Genomic DNA, 19,815 nt, shown 5'->3' with positions numbered 1-19,815 from the left:
GGCACCGGAGTCGACCGGCGCCGCGTCGGACGAGTGCCGCAGGAAGCGACGCCGGGTGACCTCGGCGATGCTCGCGACGTCATCCGAACGCCCTTCCCCCGCAGCCTCTTTGATCGAGTAGTGCCGGTAGTCGGACTTGCGCGGCAGGCCGTCCTCGAACACCACCAGGGAGGCCACCACGTCGGTGCCCTGGACGTGACTGATGTCGATGCACTCGATCCGCAGCGGCGCCTGGTCCAGGTCCAACGCGTCCTGAATTCCCTGCAGCGCCGCCGACCGCGTGGTGAGGTCGCCCGCCCGACGCAGCTTGTGTTGCGCCAGTGCCTCTTTGGCGTTCCGTTCCACCGTCTCGGCGAGGGTTTTCTTGTCACCACGCTGGGGAACACGCAGCGCCACCGCGGATCCGCGCAGGCCGCTGAGCCACTCCTGCAACTGCCCGGCGTTGGGCGGCAGCACCGGCACGAGCACCTCTCGCGGCACCACGGTCGCCTTGTCCGCCTGCAGTTCCGACTGCTCGGTCAGGGCCGCCTGCTCACCGTAGAACTGGGTCAGGAACTGCTCGACGAGGTCCTCCGTACCGGCGTCGCCGGAGCGCTCGACCACCCAGCCGCGCTGCCCGCGCACCCGTCCGCCGCGGACGTGGAACACCTGGACCGCGGCCTCGAGATCGTCCGCGGCGAACGCGACGACGTCCGCGTCGGTTCCGTCGCCGAACACCACCGCCTGCTTCTCCAGCGCCTTGCGCAGCGCGCCCAGATCGTCGCGCAGCCGGGCGGCCGTCTCGAAGTCGAGGTCGTCGGAGGCGCACTGCATCCGCACCTCCAGCTCGCGCACCAGCTTGTCGGTGCGACCGGCCAGGAAGTCGCAGAAGTCCTCGACGATGTGGCGGTGCTCCGCGGCGCTGACCCGTCCCACGCACGGCGCCGAGCACTTGTCGATGTAGCCGAGCAGGCACGGCCGCCCGATCTGATTGTGCCGCTTGAACACTCCGGTCGAGCAGGTGCGCGCCGGGAACACCCGCAGCAGCAGGTCCAGCGTCTCGCGGATGGCCCAGGCGTGTGAGTACGGCCCGAAGTACCGAACCCCCTTGCGGCGCGGCCCGCGGTACACGAAGAGCCTGGGGTACTCCTCGTTCAGCGTCACCGCGAGCACCGGGTAGGTCTTGTCGTCGCGGTAGCGAACATTGAACCGCGGGTCGAACTCCTTGATCCAGTTGTACTCGAGCTGCAGCGCCTCGACCTCGGTCCCCACGACGGTCCACTCGACCGAAGCCGCCGTGGTGACCATCTGGCGGGTGCGCGGGTGCAGCGACGCCACGTCCGCGAAGTACGAGTTCAGCCTGCTACGCAGGCTCTTCGCCTTGCCGACGTAGACGACCCGGCCGTGCGGATCACGAAACTTGTACACGCCCGGCGCAACCGGGATGGTTCCGGTGGCGGGACGGTAGGTGGCTGGATCGGGCACGTCACCCAGGCTAGTCTCCCCCGCCGACACCGCGACGGTCGGCGACAGCGCTCTAGTCCACCTCGCCGCGGGGGGCGTACTTTGCCTCGAGCGCGCGGAACGAGCGCACCGCCGAGACCGCGTGCTCGCGGTCGTTCGCCTGGATCGCCATCACCGGGATGTACTCGTCGTCGGGCAGGTCTATGCGCGCCCAGGCGGCACCGTCCGGGAACGACAGTCCGCGCACCAGGTCCCAGTCCACGAACCGTTCACCGAACGCGTTGCGTACCGCCACGCCCGCGGAGTTCGCGCGCAGCCGCGGCCGGGTCAGCAGCAGGGCTCCGCCGGCGAGGATCAGCCCGATACCGACCATCGCGAGCTGGTCGGCGGCCCGGAAGTACACCCCGGTGGCGGAGTTGCGCAGCAGCACCGCGAGCACGACGAACACGACGGTGAAGAAGGCGGCCACGGCCATCGCGACCCGGGCCGACTTCTTGGACCGCACGTTCATGTCCCAGCCGGTCATCGGAACGACCGCTCGGTCCAGGGCTGGCGCAGGTGCTTGAGCGTCACGGCCGTGTCGATCGCCGCCGCGCACGCCTGCTCGCCCTTGTCCTCGACCGAACCGGGCAGGCCCGACCGGTCGCGCGCCTGCTGCTCGGTGTCGCAGGTCAGCACCCCGTTCCCGACCGGGGTGCTCTCGTCGAGCGAGACCCGGGTCAGGCCGGCGGTGACTGCGTCGCAGACGTACTCGAAGTGCGGCGTGCCGCCGCGGATCACCACGCCGAGCGCGACGACCGCGTCGTGCGTGCGGGCCAGGGCCTGCGCCACGACGGGCAGCTCGATCGCGCCGGCGACGCGGATCAGCGTCACGTCCTCGATCTGTGCCTGCTTGGCGACCCGGCGTGCGCCCGCGATCAGCGCCTCGGAGATCTCGGTGTGCCAGGATCCGGCGACGATCGCGAGCCGGAGGTCCTTCGCCTCACCCAGCTGCAGGCTGGGCAGCCCCTCCCCGCTCACACCGCACCGCCCTTCTCGAAGTCGTCGAGCCCGGCCAGGTCGTGGCCCATCCGGTCCCGCTTGGTGCGGAGGTAGGTCAGGTTCTCGGCGTTGGCGCGCAACGGCATCGGCACCCGCTCGGTGATCTGCAGGCCGTAGCCGTCGAGGCCGACCCGCTTGGCCGGGTTGTTGGTCAACAGCCGCATCGAGGTGATGCCGAGGTCGACGAGGATCTGCGCACCGATGCCGTAGTCGCGGGCGTCGGCGGGCAGGCCCAGCTCGAGGTTGGCGTCGACGGTGTCCGAACCCGCGTCCTGCAGCTGGTAGGCCTGCAACTTGTGCATCAGACCGATGCCGCGACCCTCGTGCCCGCGCATGTAGAGCACCACGCCGCGACCCTCGGCCGCGACCATCTCGAGTGCGGCGTCGAGCTGGGGGCCGCAGTCGCACCGCAGCGAGCCGAAGACGTCACCGGTCAGGCACTCGGAGTGCACCCGCACCAGCACGTCGCCGCCGTCGCCGTCCGGGCCCGCGATGTCACCCTTGACCAGGGCGACGTGCTCGACCTCGTCGTAGATGCTCTGGTAACCGACGGCCTTGAAATCGCCGTGGGTGGTCGGGATGCGCGCCTCCGCGACCCGGACCACGTGCTTCTCGTGCTTGCGACGCCAGGAGATCAGGTCGGCGATGGAGATCATCGCCAGGTTGTGGTCGTCGGCGAAGACACGGAGCTCGTCGGTCTGGGCCATGTGGCCCTCGTCCTTCTGGCTGACGATCTCGCAGATCACGCCGGCCGGGCGCAGGTCCGCCATCCGGGCCAGGTCGACCGCGGCCTCGGTGTGGCCGGGCCGGCGCAGCACGCCGCCCTCCTTGGCGCGCAGCGGAACCACGTGTCCGGGGCGGGTGAAGTCGCTGGCGCCGGTGGTCGGGTCGGCCAGCAGTCGCATGGTGGCGGCGCGGTCCGAAGCGGAGATGCCGGTGCCGATGCCCTCCTTGGCGTCCACCGTCACGGTGTACGCGGTGCCGTGCTTGTCCTGGTTGGACGAGTACATCGGCGGCAGGCCGAGGCGGTCGCAGTCCTCTCCGTCCAGCGGCACACAGAGGTAGCCGGAGGTGTACCTGACCATGAAGGCCACCAGTTCCGGCGTCGCCTTCTCGGCGGCGAAGATGAGGTCGCCCTCGTTCTCGCGGTCCTCGTCGTCCACCACGACGACGGCCTTGCCTGCGGCGATATCGGCAACTGCGCGCTCGATACTGTCGAACCTGGTCACGTGCTGCGCTCCATCAGTCTTGAATGCTCCGTACACCCTCAAAAGGTGCACCTCAACAGTACGACCCCCGGGCACGGGGACCGAAACGCGACCTACCGACCCGCGGTCTGCAGCCGTTCCACGTACTTGGCGATGACGTCCACCTCGAGGTTGACCGGGGTGCCCGGCGCGGCCTTGCCCAGGATCGTCAGCTCCAGCGTGGTCGGGATCAGCGAGATCTCGAAGTACTCGCCGGCGTCGTCGGACCCGAGCGCCGAGACGGTCAGCGAGACTCCGTCCACGGTGATCGATCCCTTCTCCACCACGTAGCGGGAGATGGAAGCGGGCAGCGAGATCCGCACCACCTCCCAGTTCTCGGAGGGCGACCGGCTGACGATCTCGCCGGTGGCGTCGACGTGCCCCTGCACCAGGTGGCCACCGAGCCTGCTGTTCAGCGCCGCGGCGCGTTCGAGGTTCACCCTGCTGCCGACCTCGAGGGCGCCCAGGCTCGAGCGGTTGAGGGTCTCGGCCATCACGTCGGCGGTGAAGCTGTCGCCGCCGACGACGTCGACGACGGTCAGGCAGACGCCGTTGACCGCGATCGAGTCCCCGTGCGACGCGTCGGAGGTCACCAGCGGGCCGCGCACGGTGAAGCGCGCCGCGTCGGCGAGGTCCTCCTTGGCGACGATCTCACCCAGTTCTTCGACGATCCCGGTGAACACTTCAGTCCGCTCCTCGTGTGTCGTAGGTCTAGCAGTGGTGGTACAGATCACGCCTTGGGCGTGAGCGTCAGCAACAGGTCGGGGCCGACGGTCTCGACCGATTCACGTTCGAACCGCAGCGCGTCCGCGATGGTGCCGACCCCAGCATCCTCCACCGCGGCCGCGCCCGCACCGAGCAGTACCGGTGACAGGAACGCCTGGACGCGGTCGACCAGTCCCGCGGCCAGGAACGCCCCGGCCAGGTGCGGGCCACCCTCGAGCAGGACGTCGGGATGCTCGGACAGCGCGGCCAGCACCTCGTGCGGGTCGCGCGTGCGCAGCACCAGGGTCGGCGCGGCGTCGTCGAGGATCCGGGCGGCGGGCGGAATCTCCCTCTCCCCCACCACGACTCGCAGCGGTTGATGTGCGGCGAGGCCGCCGTCCGGGCGGCGGGCGGTCAGCCACGGGTCGTCGGCGAGGACGGTCCCGGTGCCCACCACGATCGCGTCGAGCCGGGCGCGCTGCTCGTGCACACGGGCCCGGGCCTCGGGGCCGGTGATCCACTGGCTGGTTCCGTCCGCGGCGGCGCTGCGACCGTCCAGGCCGGCCGCGAACTTCCAGGTGACGTGCGCCCGGCCGATGCGCTGACGGTGCAGCCAGGCCCGCAGCGGGCCGCGTTCCACCTCGACCGCCCCCACCCCGGACACGACCTCGACGCCGGACGCGCGCAGGGTCTGCGCCCCGCCGGCCGCCTGCCGGTTGGGGTCTTCCACGGCGAAGACCACCCGCGAGATGCCGGCCTCGACCAGGGCGAGCGCGCAGGGGCCGGTCCGGCCCTGGTGGTTGCACGGTTCGAGGGTGACCACCGCGGTGCCGCCGCGGGCGCGGGCACCCGCGGCGCGCAGCGCCATGACCTCGGCGTGCGGGCCGCCCACCGGCGCGGTCGCGCCGACCCCGGCGACCACACCGTCGGCGTCGAGGATCACCGCGCCGACCGGCGGGTTCGGGCTGGTGGTGCCGCGGACCTGCTCGGACGCGTCGACGGCCACCCGCAGCGCGGTGAGCACCGCGTCCTCGACGGGGCCGGGCACGTTACTGGACGATCGTCAGGTGCGGGGACGCGGCGGCCGCCTGGGCGCGCAGACCGCGGACCGCGGCGGCCGGATCGGCCGCCCCGTACACCGCGGAGCCGGCCACGAAACAGTCGACGCCGGCCTCGGCGGCGGCCTCCACGGTGTCGACGTTGATGCCGCCGTCGATCTCGACGATCAGGGTGAGCTCGCCCGAGTCCACCAGCTTGCGGACCGCGCGGGCCTTACCCAGCACCTCGGGCATGAACGACTGTCCCCCGAAGCCGGGCTCGACGCTCATCACGAGGAGGGTGTCGAACTCCTTGAGGATCTCGAGGTAGGGCTCGATCGGGGTGCCCGGCTTGACGGACAGTCCCGCCTTGGCGCCCGCCGCCCGGATGTCGCGGGCGACTGCGATCGGATCGTCGGTGGCCTCGGCGTGGAAGGTCACGTTGTGCGCGCCCGCCTCGGCGTACGGCGGCGCCCAGCGGCCGGGGTTGTCGATCATCAGGTGGCAGTCGAGGGGAATGTCGGTGGCCTTGAGCAGCGACTGCACCACCGGCAGACCGAGGGTGAGATTCGGCACGAAATGCGCGTCCATCACGTCGACGTGTAGCCAGTCGGAGCCTGCCACGGCGGCGGCCTCGTCGGCGAGTCGGGCGAAATCGGCGGACAGAATGGACGGTGCGATCATCGGGTGGGCCACGGGCGCGAGTTTAGTGGGTACCGTCGTCGCGCCCGTCAGCCAGTCGGCCGGGCGTTATCTGCAGCAGTTCGGGTCGAGGACCAGCCGGAGCGCGTCGAGCGCGTCGACCCGCGCGCGATAGAAGACGTTCATCCCGCGGCGGGTCGGTTCGACCATGCCCGCCTTCTTGAGCTGGCCGAGGTGGTGGCTGACCGTCGATTCGGCGAGGCCGACGCCCGTGGCCAGGTCGCACGTACACACCTCGCCGCCGTCCGCGGTGAGCAGGACGGACATCAGCTTGATGCGGACCGGATCGGCCAGCGCCTTCAGACGGAGTGCGACCTGCAGTGCCGCGTCGTCGCTCATCGGCGCGGCGGACACGGGTGCGCAGCAGATGGGAGCGCTGACGTCGACGATCGGCAGGGCCTTGGGCATGAACCCGACACTACGCACCTTCTTGACTTATGTCGAAATAGTGGGACCCTGAAACCGTCCCTGATTCGACATAAGTCACATACGTGGAGGCTGTCATGTCACGCGCCCAGCTCGCTCTCAACGTCGACGACCTGCAGGAAGCGGTCATCTTCTACTCGAAGCTGTTCGACACACAGCCGGCAAAGGTGAAGCCCGGCTACGCGAACTTCGCGATCGCCGAGCCGCCGCTGAAGCTGGTACTGCTCGAGAACCCGGGCCAGGGCGGCACCCTCAACCACCTCGGCGTCGAGGTGGAGTCGTCGACCAGGGTGCACGAGGAGATCGCCCGCCTGACCGACGAAGGCCTGTTCACCGACGAGGAGATCGGCACCACCTGCTGCTTCGCCACCCAGGACAAGGTGTGGGTCACCGGTCCCGCCGGCGAGAAGTGGGAGGTCTACACGGTGCTCGCCGACTCGGAGACGTTCGGGTCCGCCCCGCGCCACCTCGAGATCTCGGACGGCTCGGCGACGGGCGGTACCTGTTGCGGCACCGCTGCCGTCGACGCGCCGAACCCCACCCCCGGTTCGTCCTGCTGCTGACGTCGACTCCCGGCCGCTACAGCAGCCCCGACCAGTACGAGCAGACCGAGCCGGTACCACCGGGCGAACCGGGCGCCGGCGCGCAAGCCGGCACCCAGCCCGACGAGGCCACCGACGAGCAGCAGCCACGACAGCGACCGAACGTGTGACTATGCGGAGCCCGAGACTGTTCACACTCATATCAATATTCGTTAGAGTATTGATATGAGTGAGGACAAGATGGACTCCTGCGACCTGCTGTGTCTCGATCTCCCGCACGCGGAACGGATTCGGGCCCGAATCCCGGCCAGGGAACGGGTGGAGCCTGCCGCCGCGGCGGCGAGGGCGCTCGGCGATCCCACCCGCCTGACGATCGCGACGGCACTGCACGCCGGCGACGAACTGTGCGTGTGCGACATGGCCTGGGTGGTCGCACTGGCCCAGAACCTCGTGTCCCATCACCTGCGACAACTCAAGATCGCCGGACTGGTCAGCTCGCGACGGCAGGGCAAGTTGGTGATGTACGCGCTGACCGCACGCGGACGCACCCTCGTCGATGCCGTCGTCGCGACACCGGTGCCGAATACCCTGGAGCCCGAACATGTCTGACGCCTGCTGCGGACCCTCGCCCGCCGCCACCGGGGCCGAGATCGCAGAGCCCGACCAGGGCCCCGCACGCCTGTGGCAGGTCCGCGAACTCCGGTGCGCGGCCGCAGCGGCGATCCTCCTCGCCATCGCCTGGGCGCTCGGCCGCGCCGGCTCCGAACCGGCCTCGACCACACTCGAACTCGCCGCCGTCGTCGTCGCGGCATCGACCTTCGCGCCCGCCGCACTGAGAAACCTGAGACATCGCCGGGTCGGCGTCGGCACCCTGATGACGATCGCGGCAATCGGCGCATCCGCCCTCGGTCAGTACCCCGAAGCGGCCATGCTCGGCATCCTGTTCTCGATCGCCGAGGGGCTCGAACACTACGCGGTCACCCGCACCCGCCACGGGCTGCGAGCGCTCCTGTCCCTGGTGCCGCCGACCGCGACCGTGCTGCGCGACGGCCACGAATCATCCGTCACCCCGGACGAACTCGCGCTCGGTGACCGGATGCTGCTGCGCCCGGGCGAGCGGGCGGCCACCGACGGCGTGATCCGCTCCGGGCGCACCAGCCTGGACCTGTCGGCGATCACAGGCGAATCGGTGCCGGTGGAGGCCGGGCCGGGCGACGACGTGCACGCCGGGGCGATCAACGGCGGCGGCGCCATCGAGGTCGAGGTCACCGCACGCGCCTCCGACAGCTCCCTCGCCCGCATCGTGCACATCGTCGAGGAAGCCCAGGAACGCAAGGGTGCCGGGCAACGCCTCGCCGACAGGGTCGCCAAGCCGATGGTTCCGGCGATCATGGCCCTCGCCGCCCTCGTCGCCGTGGCCGGTTCCCTACTCGGCGACCCGACACTGTGGATCGAACGTGCCCTCGTGGTACTCGTCGCCGCGTCCCCGTGCGCACTGGCGATCGCGGTCCCGCTCACCGTGGTCGCCGCGGTCGGCGCCGCGAGCCGGCACGGCGCCCTGATCAAGGGCGGCGCCGCACTCGAGGAACTCGGCCGCATCCAGGTCGTCGCACTCGACAAGACCGGCACTCTGACCCGCAACACCCCACGGGTCGTCGCCACCGTCACCGCATCCGGAGCCACCGAGGCCGATGTCCTCACCCTCGCGGCATCGCTCGAGTCGCGCAGCGAACACCCACTCGCGCAGGCGATCCTCGCCGCCCCCACCCGGCCCGTGACCCCCGCCGGGCACGTCACCGCCGTGCCCGGACACGGCCTGACCGGCACACTCGACGGCGTCCCGCTGCGGCTCGGAAAGCCGAGCTGGATCGACCCCGGACCGCTGGCCGGCGAGGTCGCCCGACTGCAGGACGCGGGTGCCACGGTCGTGGTCGTCGAACGCGACGGGACGGTCGCCGGGGCGATCGCAGTCCGCGACGAACCGCGCCCCGAAGCCGCCGAGGCGGTAGAGCGCCTACGCGGTCTCGGCGTCGACGTCGCGATGCTCACCGGCGACAACGAGCGCACCGCCCACGCCCTGGCCTCCGCCGCCGGGATCACCACCGTGCACGCCGAACTGCTCCCCGAGGACAAGGCGAACCTCCTCCCGGCCCTCGCCCGGGGCCGGAAGGTGGCGATGGTCGGCGACGGCATCAACGACGCCCCGGCACTGGCCACCGCGGACGTCGGAATCGCGATGGGCGCCATGGGCACCGACGTCGCGATCGAGACCGCCGACATCGCCCTGATGGGTGAGGACCTGCGCCATCTCCCCCAGGTTCTCGCCCACTCCCGCCGCGCCCGGCGAATCATGGTGCAGAACATCGGGTTCTCCCTCGCAATCATCACGGTGCTGATCCCGCTCGCCGCCGCCGGCGTGCTCGGTCTCGCGACCGTGGTGTTCGTCCACGAGTTCGCCGAAGTCCTCGTGATCGCCAACGCCATCCGCGCGGCCCGCGCCACCACCCTGCCCGCACTGACCGCGGCCCCCGCCGCCGCGGGCCCGGTGCACGTGAGCCTCGCACCCGCGGGCCGCGTCCTCGGCGACGCCTGCTGTGACGACGACGCGCCACCCCCGGCGCGCTGACCGTGCCATGCTGGAGGCGGCGGCCGGGCCACCAACGGATCGGGAGGCGTCATGGGGTTCTACTCGGATCGGATCGTTCCACGTCTGGTGGACATCTCCTGCGGGATGTCCCTGACAGAGCCGCTGCGCGAGCGGGTGTGCAGTGGGCTTCACGGTCGCGTGGTGGAGATCGGTTTCGGGTCGGGCCTCAACGTCCCGTTCTACCCGGCGGCGGTCGAATCCGTCAGCGCCGTCGAACCCTCGGATCTCGGCTGGAAGCTGGCCGGTGCCCGTCTCGCGGCATCCACCGTCCCCGTCGAGCGATCCGGGCTCGACGGGCAGTCACTTCCCTTCCCGGACAACACCTTCGACACCGCACTGTCCACCTGGACGATGTGCACGATCCCCGACGTCGACGCCGCGCTACACGAGGTTCGCCGGGTCCTGAAGCCGGGCGGCACCCTGCACTTCGTCGAACACGGGCTCGCTCCGGACGCGAAGGTCCGGCGCTGGCAGCACCGCGTCGAGCCGATCCAGAAGGCTCTCGCGGGCGGCTGCCATCTCACCCGCGAGATCCCGGCCCTCGTGCAGTCCGCGGGTTTCGCGATCCGCGACTTCGACACGTTCTACGAGAAGGGCGCCCCGAAAGCCATGGGCGCCCTCTCTCTCGGGGTCGCCGAACCCGTCGGCCGGTGACGCCCGGCCGTTACTCCGGCTTGCGCAGCGCCGCCATGAACATCGCGTCGGTACCGTGCCGGTGCGGCCACAGCTGGACCCCCGGGCCGTCGCCGAGATCGGGCACGCCCGGAACCGATTCGCGGGTGTCCAGCGGGACCACCCCGTGCCGGCGGACGGCGTCGGCGACCACGGCCACCGTCTCCGACAGGTGCGGCGAGCAGGTGGAGTAGAGCACCACACCGCCCGGACGGACCAGGGAGATCGCCGAGGCGAGCAGCTCACGCTGGAGCTTGACCAGCGCGGCAACGTCGGAGGGCTGTCGGCGCCAGCGCGCCTCGGGCCGTCGACGCAACGCACCGAGTCCGGTGCACGGCGCATCCACCAGGACCCGGTCGTAGCCGGGTTCGAGTCCCGGCTCGCGGCCGTCCGCGACGTGGACGTCCACGGGAAGTCCACGAGTGGTCTTGCGCACCAGGTCCGCCCGGTGTTCGGCGGGCTCGACCGCGTCGACCCGCGCGCCCTCGATGTCGGCAAGCGCGCCGAGCAGGGCGGCCTTGCCACCCGGACCCGCGCACAGGTCCAGCCACCGGCCACCGTCCGCCCCGACCACCGGTGCCAGCGTCAAGGCCCGCGCGACGAGCTGGCTGCCCTCGTCCTGGACACCGGCCAGTCCCTCGCGCACCGCGTCGAGCTGTCCCGGGTCGCCGCCGTCCAGGTGCACCGCGTACGGCGAGTACGGGCCGACCTCACCGCCGGTGACCAGCGCCAGTTCCTCCGCCGAGATCTCCCCCGGCCGCGCCACCAGGTGCACCACCGGGCGGGCGTCGTCCGCGGCGAGCACCGCCTCGAGCTCGGCCGCGTCCGCACCGAGAGCGTCGGCGAAGGCCTGCGCGATCCACACCGGGTGGGCGTACTCGAAGGCCAGGTGCCCCACCGGGTCGACCGCGGCGTCCGGACCGAGCTCGGCCACCCACTCGTCCTCGGACTTCTCTGCCACCCGCCGCAGCACCGCGTTGACGAAACCGGCCTTGCCGCCGCCGAACTCGGCGCGCACCAGGTCCACCGAGGTGGCGACCGCCGCGTGCGGGGCGATCCGGGTGCGCAGCAACTGGTAGGCGCCCAGGCGCAGCACGTCGAGCAGCGGACCGTCGATCTCCTCGACGGGCCGGCCCGCACCGGCGGCGATGACCGCGTCGAGCAGTCCGCGGGCGCGGCTGGCGCCGTAGGCCAGTTCCGTGGCGAGGGCGGCGTCCCGGCCGTCCATCTTGCGGTCCCGGAGCAGTCCGGGGAGCACCAGGTTGGCGTACGCGTCGCGTTCACGGACCGCGCGCAGCACGTCGCGCGCGGCGACCCGCGGCTGGTCGACGCCAGAGTCGTCGGGCCGGCGCGGCTGACGCGGCCGGGTGTTCGGGCCACCCCGGCCCGACCCCTCCTTGCCTGCCTTCGACGAGTTGGCCCGGTTGCCGCGGGAGGGTCTGCGGGATTCGGTCACTGTGCACGCACCTCGGGGTCGAGGCGCGCACCGCGCGCCCAGTCGGCGGCCGCCATGGCCTTCTTGCCTTGCGGCTGAACCTGACTCAGCCGGACCGCGGTGGTCGCGGTCCCGACGTAGCAGCCGTCCTTGCGGACCAGGAACTGGCCGGGTTCGAGCGATTCGCCGACGACCGTCTCGTCGACCGGGGTGAGCGGAGCCACCTTGAGCCGCAACTCGCCCACCTGCGTCCACGCGCCCGGAGCGGGGGTGACGGCACGGATCTGCCGGTCCACCGCGAGCGCGGGCAGATTCCACCGCACCCGCGCGGACTCCACGGTCACCTTCGGCGCGTGCGAGACGCCCTCGTCGGGTTGCGGAACCGGCCGCAGGGCCCCGTCCTCGATGCCGTCCAGCACCGAATCCAGCAGGACCGCACCACCTTCCGCGAGCCGGCCCAGCAACTCGCCCGCTGTGTCCTCGGCGCGGATCCGCTCGGTGACGACACCGAACACCGGTCCCGTGTCGAGTCCCTCCTCGAGCAGGAACGCACTGGCGCCGGTGACCTCGTCGCCGGCGGCGATCGCCGCCTGCACCGGGGCCGCGCCTCGCCAGGCGGGCAGCAGGGAGAAGTGCAGGTTCACCCAGCCGTGGCGCGGGACGTCGAGCACCGGGCGCGGCAGCAGCGCGCCGTAGGCGACCACCGGGCAGCAGTCGGGTGCGAGTTCTTCGAGCCTGGCGAGGAACTCGGGATCCGAGGCGCGCGCGGGCGTCAGCACCTCGATGCCGTGTTCGTCGGCCAGCAGGCCGACCGGCGACCGGGTCACCTTGCGGCCGCGACCGGCGACCGCGTCGGGTCGGGTCACCACGGCGACGACCTCGTGTCGCTGCGAGGCGAGCAGCCTGGCCAGCGAGGGGACGGCGGGTTCCGGCGTACCGGCGAAGACGATCCGCATGTCAGCGGCCCCCCGCCCGCGCCGCGGACTCGGTGGAGACGGTGATACCAGCCCGGAACCAGTCCGACGCGCGGATCGCCCGCATCGCGTCCTTGCGGTCGGCGGGTTCGAGCCGCGTGAGGAACAGGACACCGTCGAGGTGGTCGGTCTCGTGCTGGACGCAGCGCGCCATGAGGCCCTCGCACTCGAAACTCACCGGCTCGCCGTCCATCGTGAAGCCGTTCGCCCGCACGGTCAGCGCGCGCCGGCAGTCCGCGCGCACCCCGGGAATCGACAGGCAGCCCTCTGGGCCGATCTGCTCCCCCGACCCGAGCACCTCGTAGGTCGGGTTCACCAGATGTCCGGACATTCCGCCGCAGTTGTAGGCGAAGACACGCAGGCCGACGCCGATCTGGGGGGCCGCGATGCCGGCGCCGCCCCGGTCGCGCATGGTGTCGGTGAGGTCCTCGACCAGCTGCGCCAGCTCGCGGTCGAAGTCGACCACCTCGTCCGCGCGGGTCCGCAGGACGGGATCGCCGAAGAGGCGAACGGGCTGAATACTCACGAGGCTGCTCCCACGGTGTGCGCCCGCCGTCTCCGCGGGTCCGATGTCACGAACAGTCTAGGGAAGCCCGGGACCGTCCCCGACCACACCGTGCGAGGAGCGTGCCCCGTCTCGGCCCCCGCCCAAGTGACCGCTGCGCCGGATTCGACCTGTTCCGGCCGTCGAATACGTGAATTGTTCACGAATACAGGGCGTGTAATCCCACCCAATCGCGTTTTGGGGGTATTGACTGTGACTGTTGTTCGGTCCGGCGGCGCGCGAGGCGATGAATTGCGGCCGCCGGCCCCTGGGAATTGTCGCGCACTCATCTGGAGGTTGTTATGGCCGCTACCGACAACAAGTTGACCAAGGCCTGGGAGGGCAAGACTCTCGAGGAGATTGCCGAGGCACCAGTTTCGGCTCTTCAGGGCGTCAGCGAGGGCGATGCCGAGCATCTCCTGGCAGCGTTCAACATCAAGACGGTGGCCGACCTCGGCACCAACAAGTTCTTCCTGTGGGCTCAGGCCTTCGCCAAACTGGCCGAATAGTTCCGCATTTCACCAACGCCGAATTCGGCGGCGCGATGTCGTGCCGCCGAATTTGGCGTTCGGTACTTTCGGGTCAGCGCCCGATCATTCCCGCCATTCCGGTGCCCAACGGAACCGATTGGCACGGCGCGACCGGCGACGAGGGGTCGACCGCCCCGACCACGAGCGACACCGCGAACGGGTCGTACACCATGTTCATGTGGCCGGTCATGTCCTGTGGGCAGCGGTCCTGAACGAGAATGTTCTCGGCGCCGGGACCGTGGAGTGCCACGTTCGAGAACGGCTGGATCATTTCGTCGAATCGGGTACCGATGGTGACGTACTGCACGCCCGGCACGGTGTCGGAGCCCGCGTTCAGTTCGTTGAGGAAGTCCGAGCCCTGCATCTGCTGGGCGACGGCGGTGGTGGTGACCAACCCGGCCGCGTCGGCTCCGCCCGGCACCGATTGCACGAGGGGCACCAACCCGTAGAACACCCCGCCGTAGCTGGGTGAGGCGACGCCGATCCACCGGTCCACCACCGCGGACCCGCCGAGCCGGTTGACGAAGTAGCGGGTCACGGTCGCGCCCTGCGAGTAGCCGACGAGGTCGACCTTCGCGGCGCCCGTCGCCTCCAGCACACGGTGGGTGAACTCGGACACCTGCCCGGCACTGAGGTACATGTCCTCGGTACCGAACGACCTGGCCCCGGGCTTGCCCCCGTAGTTCAGCGCGAAGACGCAGTAGCCGCGATCCTTCAGTCGGGGCGCAATCTCCGACCAGTCCGAGTAGGCATTGGCGTCACTGCCGTGCGCGAGGATCACCGGATTCGGGTGTGCCGCGGAGGGCCGGCACGAGAAGTCGTTGGTCCCGGCCGGCGCGCTGCCGGGATGAGCGTCGGCATAGTTCGCGGCGTCGAGATGGGTGCTCTGGGGCGGACCGACCGACGCCGGCACCTCCGACAGCGAGGCAGCGCCGACTGCGTGCGCCGCAGCGGGAATCGCGAGCAACGCGGCGATCAGCACGCCACCGCAGGCTACGAGGGTGCGCCTCATGTGATCCCTCCCCCGACGGGCCGGACACCTGACCAGTCAATCCATCATGTCGCCCGGCGGGCAACACTCCGAGCTCTGGAAGGTCACGGTTCCAGCACGGCTGGAACAAGATTCGATCTAGGGCGAGGTCGCATCGCCGTTCGAGGAGTCCTCGTCACCGCCCTCGCCAGCAGGTCGCGGCTCGTCCGCGAGAATCCGATAGATCGTGCGCCGGGCCTCGACCAGCACCTCGCCTGCCGCTCTGGCCTGCGGGACGGTCCCTACCGCGGCGACCTGACCCACCGCTCCCATCAGCTGCCGGACCAGATCGCGCAGGTCCCGAGCCTCGGGGCCCACTTCGGCGGACACGTCCGCCCACGGGTCGCCGAGTTCGTCTCGATGCTCCTCGATGTAGGCGGTCCCGGCCTCGGTCAGGCGTGCGGTCTTGCGCCCGGACACCCGCTCGATGAGCACCAGCCCCTCGTCCTCGAGCTGCGCGAGCGCCGGGTAGACGGACCCGGGGCTCGGCTTCCACAGCCCGTTGCTGCGTTCGGCGATCCGCTGGATCAGTTCGTATCCGTGCTTCGGCCCCTCGGCCAGCAGCAGCAGGACCGCCGCGCGGACGTCACCGCGCCGACCGCGACCGCCGCGTCCGCGGCCTCGCCCGAATCGCTCGCGGCCGAACCCGTCCTCGCCGTGGGGCCCACGACGCCCGGGCCCGAATCCCGCGCCAGCCCCGAACGCGTCCGGCCCGAAGCCGTCTCGCCGGCGGTCGCGGCCCGCATGTCCCGGGTGGCGACGGCCTCGCCCCATGTCTCGTTGAGAGTGCTCCATGTCAGTCTCCTCGACTGTCGTCAGCCCGATCGGCTGTCTTATCGATTACCCTTTCGACGATATATCGACAATAGCTCGACTGCAAGGGTCTGCTCGATCACAACTCGCCGGCTCATGCGAGGGGAGCCGCCCGTGTCGACAACACGGACGGCTCCCCCGTCGATCAGCGCGAGCGGCTCACTCGCCGGTCAACGCCGCGCGCACCCGATCGGTGTCCGCCTGCGACCACCCGGGATCGGGGAGGATCCGAGCCCAGATGTCGGCGGCATCCGCGCCGTACGCGTGACCGTGCCCGGAGGGGACGTCGGCCGAGAACACCATGTCGAGGGTGACCTGCCAGAACGTGACGAGCGGCAGCCATCGCATATTCGGGTCCACGTCGGACCCGCGCGGCTCCCTCAGCCACGCCGGTTCGTTGAACAGCAGCGACGGCGACCACCACACGATCGGATCGCTGGCGTGCTGCCAGTACACGACGCGGCGCGGTCCCCACTCGGTGCCCAGGTCGAGGTCCGCAGGATCGGAGGCGAACCGGACGGATCTGCCGTCGTCGATCACCGGAAGGATCTCGGCCGAACCGGAGTCCCGGTCGGCCGTCACCTCCTGCCACTGCGGGGTGAAGTTCGGCGTCCCCACCCACAGCCCACCATCCACCCGGGTGGCCATGTCCTGGTAGCCGGCGAACGCGTTCTGGCCGCCGTAGGAGCCGAGGCTCTCGCCGAACACCACGAGCTTCGGCCGGGACTCGACGGGCAGGTCGATCCAGCGCGCGAAGACCGCGTTGAACAGGGCCCGGCCGGCGACCTGCGGGGTCTTCCGATCGGCGATGAAGGCCAACGGACTGGGCAGGAACGAGTACTGCATCGACGCGATCGCCGTGTCCCCCGCCTCGAGGTACTCCAGCGAGGACGCGACGTTCTGGTTCACCCATCCACGCCCCGTGGTGGTGTTGACCGCCAACACCTTTCGCTCCCACGCCTTGGTGCGGTCGAGTTCGGCGACCACCAGATCGGCGACGGACGCCACCGAGTCCGCGGACCCGCGGCCGGCGTAGACGCGGACCGGTTCGATCGCCGGGCGTCCCGTCACCGCCTCGATCTGCGCGGCGTCGGGACCGCGGCCGACGAAGGTGCGCCCCTCCTGGCCCAGGGTGTCCCAGGCCTGCGCGGACGCGGGCGACCCGCTCCGCTCCGGCGCCGTCGGCTCCACCACGCCCGGGGCGGTGTCGTCGTCCGCGCCGGAGAAACTCCAGTTGGCGAACGCGATCAGGCCGTTGTACAGCGCACCGTTGACCACCAGCACGCCGAGCGCCACGGCCACCACCAGACCGGCGATGTTCGCGGCCGGTCGGGGTACGAAGCGCCTGGCGACCGCGCTCAGCCTCCTGGTGCCGGCCCGCAGCCCCCGCGCGACCTCGAGCAGCACGAACCAGACCACCGCCGCGATGAGGAACACCAGCAGAATGTTGGCCTCGTTCGTCGGTTCGACGGCGACGAGGCCACGAACGTAGTTCTGCGAGCGCGCACCGAGCACAAGGAAGGCCGGCACCACGACCAGCGTCGCGAGCCCGAGCCCCCACCAGCCGATCCGGCGGGTGCGCGCCGACCACGCCGGAGCGACCCCACAGGACCGCACCAGCCAGGCAGCCAGGCAGCCGAGACCGTAGCCGAGGGCCACCGAGATTCCGGTCGCGACGCCCTGCAGGTACCACGCCCGCGGCAACAGCGACGGGCTCAGCGACCAGGTGAAGAACACCAGCGCCGCCGCCAGACCGACGGGATGCAGGCGGCGCCCATAGCGGCGCAATCGGTTTCGAACGAGCTGGACTCTGGACGCGGGGTCCGGCGCGGGCGCTGGGCTCGCGTCCGCGTCGACCGTCTCGAGGGATGCAGTCACGATCGCCAAGACTAGGGCCCGGGTGCGTCCCGAGCGGCGCGCATCAACCGATTGTGACGGGGTCCATCTGCACCCGGACCGATCCCGACTCACGACGGGCACCGCGAACCGCCTGCGCCTGGCCCAGCGCCGCGGCCAGCGCACCACCCTGACCGCGAGGCACCCGCAACAACATCCGTTCGACCTCCACCGGCTCCGGGCCGTCGCCGGCGAACGGCAGCCGGGCTCCGGGCGGCAACGGAACCGGCCCGAGCAGCTCCACCGAGTCGGGCAGGTGCGCGCCGGCCAGCAGGTCCTCGATCGCCGCGCGCGTGCCGTCGACGGCGGCCAGGTGCACCGCGGGCGGGAACCGGACCTCCGCCCGTTCGGCCAGCTGGGCGTGGGCGGCGCCGACCGGATCCCAGCGGACCAGCGCCTGCACCGTCGGCAGGCCGGAGTCCGCGACCACCACCACGCGCCCGCCCTCGCTCGCCGGCCGCACCAGCGATCCCGCCGTCATCCAGCGCCGGAGCGTCTCCTCCTCGGCGCGCAGGTCGGCCCGTCCGAGCAACGCCCAGCCGTCGAGCAGCAGCGCCGCCCCGTAGCCGCCGGGCATGATCGGCTCGGCGCCGACGGTCGAGACGACCAGGGACGCACCGGCTTTGACGGTCGTGACGACCTCACCGCCTCCGGAGGTGAGCACCGGGACGCCGGGGAAGGCCCGGCCGAGTTCCTCCGCGGTGCGGCCCGCCCCGACCACCACGGCACGCAACGAGCGGGCGCCGCACGCGTGGCACCGGTGGTTGGCGTCGGCGACCCCGCACCAGCGACAGGTCGGGGTGCCCGCCCCGTCCGGTCCGGCCGCGGTCGGCAGCGACAGCGGGCCGTTACAGCGTCGGCACCGGGCCGGCGCACGACACTTCCCGCACGCCAGCGACGGCACGTAGCCGCGGCGCGGCACCTGCACCAGTACCCCGGCGCCTGCGGCGAGCGCCTCCCGGGCGGCCGCGAAGGCCACCGCCGGCAGCCGCGCCGCCCTGGCCCCGGGGTCCCGTGCCAACGCATGGTCGCTGTCGGCCAGCGCCGTGACCTGCGGAGCCCGCGCCCGCACCTGCGGCCGCGCGGCGACGAGGTCGTGCGCCCAGCCGGAGTCCACCAGCGCCTGCGCCTCCGCGGTCCGGGCGTGCCCACCGAGGACCACCGCGCAGCCGGTTCCGTGCCCGCGCAGCAACGCGACCTCCCGGGCGTGCGGGTACGGGGCGCGCGGTTCGGAGTGGCTGTCGTCGCCGTCGTCCCACACGGCCACCAGCCCGAGGTCGGGCACCGGCGCGAAGACCGCGCTGCGGGTGCCGACCACGATCCGGGCGTTCCCGCGCAGCGCGGCGAGCCAGCGCCGGTAGCGCATCGCCGGGCCGAGGCCGGCGGCCAACGGGACGACCAGGTCGTCCCCCGCGACGTCCACGCAGGCGGCCGCGACCCGGTCCAGGTCCTTCTGATCCGGCACCACCAGCACCGCGGACTGCCCACGCCGGGCCACGACCACGGCCAGTTCCGCCAGCCGCATCGGCCAGTCGTCTCCGGGCAGTGCCTGCCACACCGCGCGTGGGCCGCGGCCTGCCGCGACCGCGGCGACGAACCCCGCACCGTGCTGGTACTCGGCCCAGGGCCCCGATGCCGGGACCGGCAGGTCGGCGACGGCGGCCGGCGGTGCCGGCGGGGTCTCCCCCTCCACCCGCGCGTGCCGGGGCGGGACCGCGAGCCGCAGCACGTCCGCCCTGGTTCCGGCGTAGCGCGCCGCGACGGCGTCGACCAGCGTCGCGACCTCGTGGGTGAGTACCCGCTCGGGCGACACCACCCGGTCCAGCCAGCCGAGTTTGCCGGGGTGCTCGCTGACCGCGATCCGCTGCACCAGGAAACCGTCGACGAGTCGGCCCGCGAACCGGACCCGGACCCGGACACCCGGCTGGGCCTGCTCGTCGAGCTCACGCGGGACCAGGTAGTCGAACTCTCGGTCGAGGTGCGCGAGCGGCAGCATCGGCAGGATCCGGGCCACCGGCAGTTCGGCGGCGGGTTCGCGGGCCGCCGTCACCGCGCCGCCCGCGGACAGAAATCCTGCCCGAGGGTCCGCCACAGAACACACGAGCCGCCCACCGTGATCGGTGAGCGGCTC

General features: G+C 71.5%; 20 protein-coding genes. 5 read left to right on the top strand and 15 right to left on the bottom strand.

The window, feature by feature from the left end; translation table 11 throughout:
• From uvrC to ACFXGJ_RS11895, 8 genes are all read right to left on the bottom strand, one after another.
• On the bottom strand, window positions 1–1,464 hold a 1,464-nt coding region (gene uvrC / locus ACFXGJ_RS11930; RefSeq protein ID WP_378619482.1), incomplete at its 3' end, for an excinuclease ABC subunit UvrC.
• Window positions 1,465–1,516: 52 nt separating this feature from the next.
• Window positions 1,517–1,969 carry a PH domain-containing protein gene (locus ACFXGJ_RS11925; RefSeq protein WP_378619480.1) on the bottom strand — a complete coding sequence of 151 codons (453 nt, stop codon included), beginning with the start codon at window positions 1,967–1,969 and terminating at the stop codon, window positions 1,517–1,519.
• Window positions 1,966–2,463, bottom strand: a complete 498-nt coding sequence (gene ribH, locus ACFXGJ_RS11920; RefSeq protein ID WP_378619478.1) for a 6,7-dimethyl-8-ribityllumazine synthase — start codon at window positions 2,461–2,463, stop codon at window positions 1,966–1,968. Before ribH ends, ACFXGJ_RS11925 begins: the two co-directional genes overlap by 4 nt.
• Window positions 2,460–3,713, bottom strand: coding sequence for a bifunctional 3,4-dihydroxy-2-butanone-4-phosphate synthase/GTP cyclohydrolase II (locus ACFXGJ_RS11915; RefSeq protein WP_378619475.1), 1,254 nt, complete (start codon window positions 3,711–3,713; stop codon window positions 2,460–2,462). Before ACFXGJ_RS11915 ends, ribH begins: the two co-directional genes overlap by 4 nt.
• A gap of 92 nt (window positions 3,714–3,805) precedes the next feature.
• A complete protein-coding gene (locus ACFXGJ_RS11910; protein WP_378619473.1) occupies window positions 3,806–4,414 on the bottom strand; it encodes a riboflavin synthase in 609 nt (202 codons plus the stop codon).
• A gap of 47 nt (window positions 4,415–4,461) precedes the next feature.
• Complete coding sequence (ribD, locus tag ACFXGJ_RS11905) at window positions 4,462–5,484, bottom strand: bifunctional diaminohydroxyphosphoribosylaminopyrimidine deaminase/5-amino-6-(5-phosphoribosylamino)uracil reductase RibD (RefSeq protein ID WP_378619469.1); 1,023 nt, start codon at window positions 5,482–5,484, stop codon at window positions 4,462–4,464.
• A 1-nt stretch (window position 5,485) separates the two neighbouring features.
• The gene (gene rpe / locus ACFXGJ_RS11900; protein ID WP_378619466.1) at window positions 5,486–6,169 is read right to left on the bottom strand and encodes a ribulose-phosphate 3-epimerase; all 684 of its coding nucleotides are present in this window, start codon (window positions 6,167–6,169) and stop codon (window positions 5,486–5,488) included.
• Window positions 6,170–6,223: 54 nt separating this feature from the next.
• Window positions 6,224–6,583 (bottom strand): Rv2640c family ArsR-like transcriptional regulator, encoded by a 360-nt coding sequence (locus tag ACFXGJ_RS11895; protein WP_378619463.1) that lies wholly within the window; start codon window positions 6,581–6,583, stop codon window positions 6,224–6,226.
• A 95-nt stretch (window positions 6,584–6,678) separates the two neighbouring features.
• Between ACFXGJ_RS11895 and ACFXGJ_RS11890 the strand changes: the two genes are divergently transcribed.
• The 4 genes from ACFXGJ_RS11890 (at window position 6,679) to ACFXGJ_RS11875 (ending at window position 10,444) form a co-directional block, all read left to right on the top strand.
• Window positions 6,679–7,164, top strand: a complete 486-nt coding sequence (locus ACFXGJ_RS11890) for an ArsI/CadI family heavy metal resistance metalloenzyme (protein ID WP_378619460.1) — start codon at window positions 6,679–6,681, stop codon at window positions 7,162–7,164.
• A gap of 204 nt (window positions 7,165–7,368) precedes the next feature.
• Entirely contained in the window at window positions 7,369–7,752 is a 384-nt protein-coding gene (locus ACFXGJ_RS11885; RefSeq protein ID WP_378619456.1) for an ArsR/SmtB family transcription factor, read from the top strand.
• The gene (locus ACFXGJ_RS11880) at window positions 7,745–9,769 is read left to right on the top strand and encodes a heavy metal translocating P-type ATPase (protein ID WP_378619453.1); all 2,025 of its coding nucleotides are present in this window, start codon (window positions 7,745–7,747) and stop codon (window positions 9,767–9,769) included. Before ACFXGJ_RS11885 ends, ACFXGJ_RS11880 begins: the two co-directional genes overlap by 8 nt.
• 51 nt (window positions 9,770–9,820) lie before the next feature.
• Window positions 9,821–10,444 carry a class I SAM-dependent methyltransferase gene (locus ACFXGJ_RS11875; protein WP_378619451.1) on the top strand — a complete coding sequence of 208 codons (624 nt, stop codon included), beginning with the start codon at window positions 9,821–9,823 and terminating at the stop codon, window positions 10,442–10,444.
• 10 nt (window positions 10,445–10,454) lie between these two features.
• Here ACFXGJ_RS11875 and ACFXGJ_RS11870 read toward each other — a convergent pair whose 3' ends face one another.
• From ACFXGJ_RS11870 to def, 3 genes are read right to left on the bottom strand one after another with little or no spacing between them, the layout of a single operon-like run.
• The gene (locus tag ACFXGJ_RS11870) at window positions 10,455–11,918 is read right to left on the bottom strand and encodes an RsmB/NOP family class I SAM-dependent RNA methyltransferase (protein ID WP_378619448.1); all 1,464 of its coding nucleotides are present in this window, start codon (window positions 11,916–11,918) and stop codon (window positions 10,455–10,457) included.
• Complete coding sequence (gene fmt, locus ACFXGJ_RS11865; RefSeq protein WP_378619446.1) at window positions 11,915–12,853, bottom strand: methionyl-tRNA formyltransferase; 939 nt, start codon at window positions 12,851–12,853, stop codon at window positions 11,915–11,917. Before fmt ends, ACFXGJ_RS11870 begins: the two co-directional genes overlap by 4 nt.
• 1 nt (window position 12,854) lies before the next feature.
• Window positions 12,855–13,397, bottom strand: coding sequence for a peptide deformylase (def, locus tag ACFXGJ_RS11860; protein ID WP_378619444.1), 543 nt, complete (start codon window positions 13,395–13,397; stop codon window positions 12,855–12,857).
• 320 nt (window positions 13,398–13,717) lie between these two features.
• Here def and ACFXGJ_RS11855 point away from each other — a divergent pair, with 320 nt between their 5' ends.
• Window positions 13,718–13,924, top strand: coding sequence for a hypothetical protein (locus ACFXGJ_RS11855; protein ID WP_378619441.1), 207 nt, complete (start codon window positions 13,718–13,720; stop codon window positions 13,922–13,924).
• Window positions 13,925–13,997: 73 nt separating this feature from the next.
• Here ACFXGJ_RS11855 and ACFXGJ_RS11850 read toward each other — a convergent pair whose 3' ends face one another.
• From ACFXGJ_RS11850 to ACFXGJ_RS11835, 4 genes are all read right to left on the bottom strand, one after another.
• Entirely contained in the window at window positions 13,998–14,957 is a 960-nt protein-coding gene (locus ACFXGJ_RS11850) for an esterase/lipase family protein (RefSeq protein WP_378619438.1), read from the bottom strand.
• A 117-nt stretch (window positions 14,958–15,074) separates the two neighbouring features.
• Window positions 15,075–15,770, bottom strand: coding sequence for a PadR family transcriptional regulator (locus tag ACFXGJ_RS11845; protein WP_378619436.1), 696 nt, complete (start codon window positions 15,768–15,770; stop codon window positions 15,075–15,077).
• A 177-nt stretch (window positions 15,771–15,947) separates the two neighbouring features.
• A complete protein-coding gene (locus ACFXGJ_RS11840; RefSeq protein WP_378619490.1) occupies window positions 15,948–17,576 on the bottom strand; it encodes an alpha/beta hydrolase in 1,629 nt (542 codons plus the stop codon).
• Between the two features lie 133 nt (window positions 17,577–17,709).
• Window positions 17,710–19,680 carry a primosomal protein N' gene (locus tag ACFXGJ_RS11835; protein WP_378619487.1) on the bottom strand — a complete coding sequence of 657 codons (1,971 nt, stop codon included), beginning with the start codon at window positions 19,678–19,680 and terminating at the stop codon, window positions 17,710–17,712.
• Window positions 19,681–19,815: the final 135 nt, after the last annotated feature.

This window comes from Rhodococcus sp. NPDC059234 (assembly GCF_042754225.1).
Classification (GTDB): domain Bacteria; phylum Actinomycetota; class Actinomycetes; order Mycobacteriales; family Mycobacteriaceae; genus Rhodococcus_G.
The sequence above is the reverse complement of the archived record's forward strand: the minus strand, read 5'-3'. Positions and strand labels throughout refer to the sequence as shown.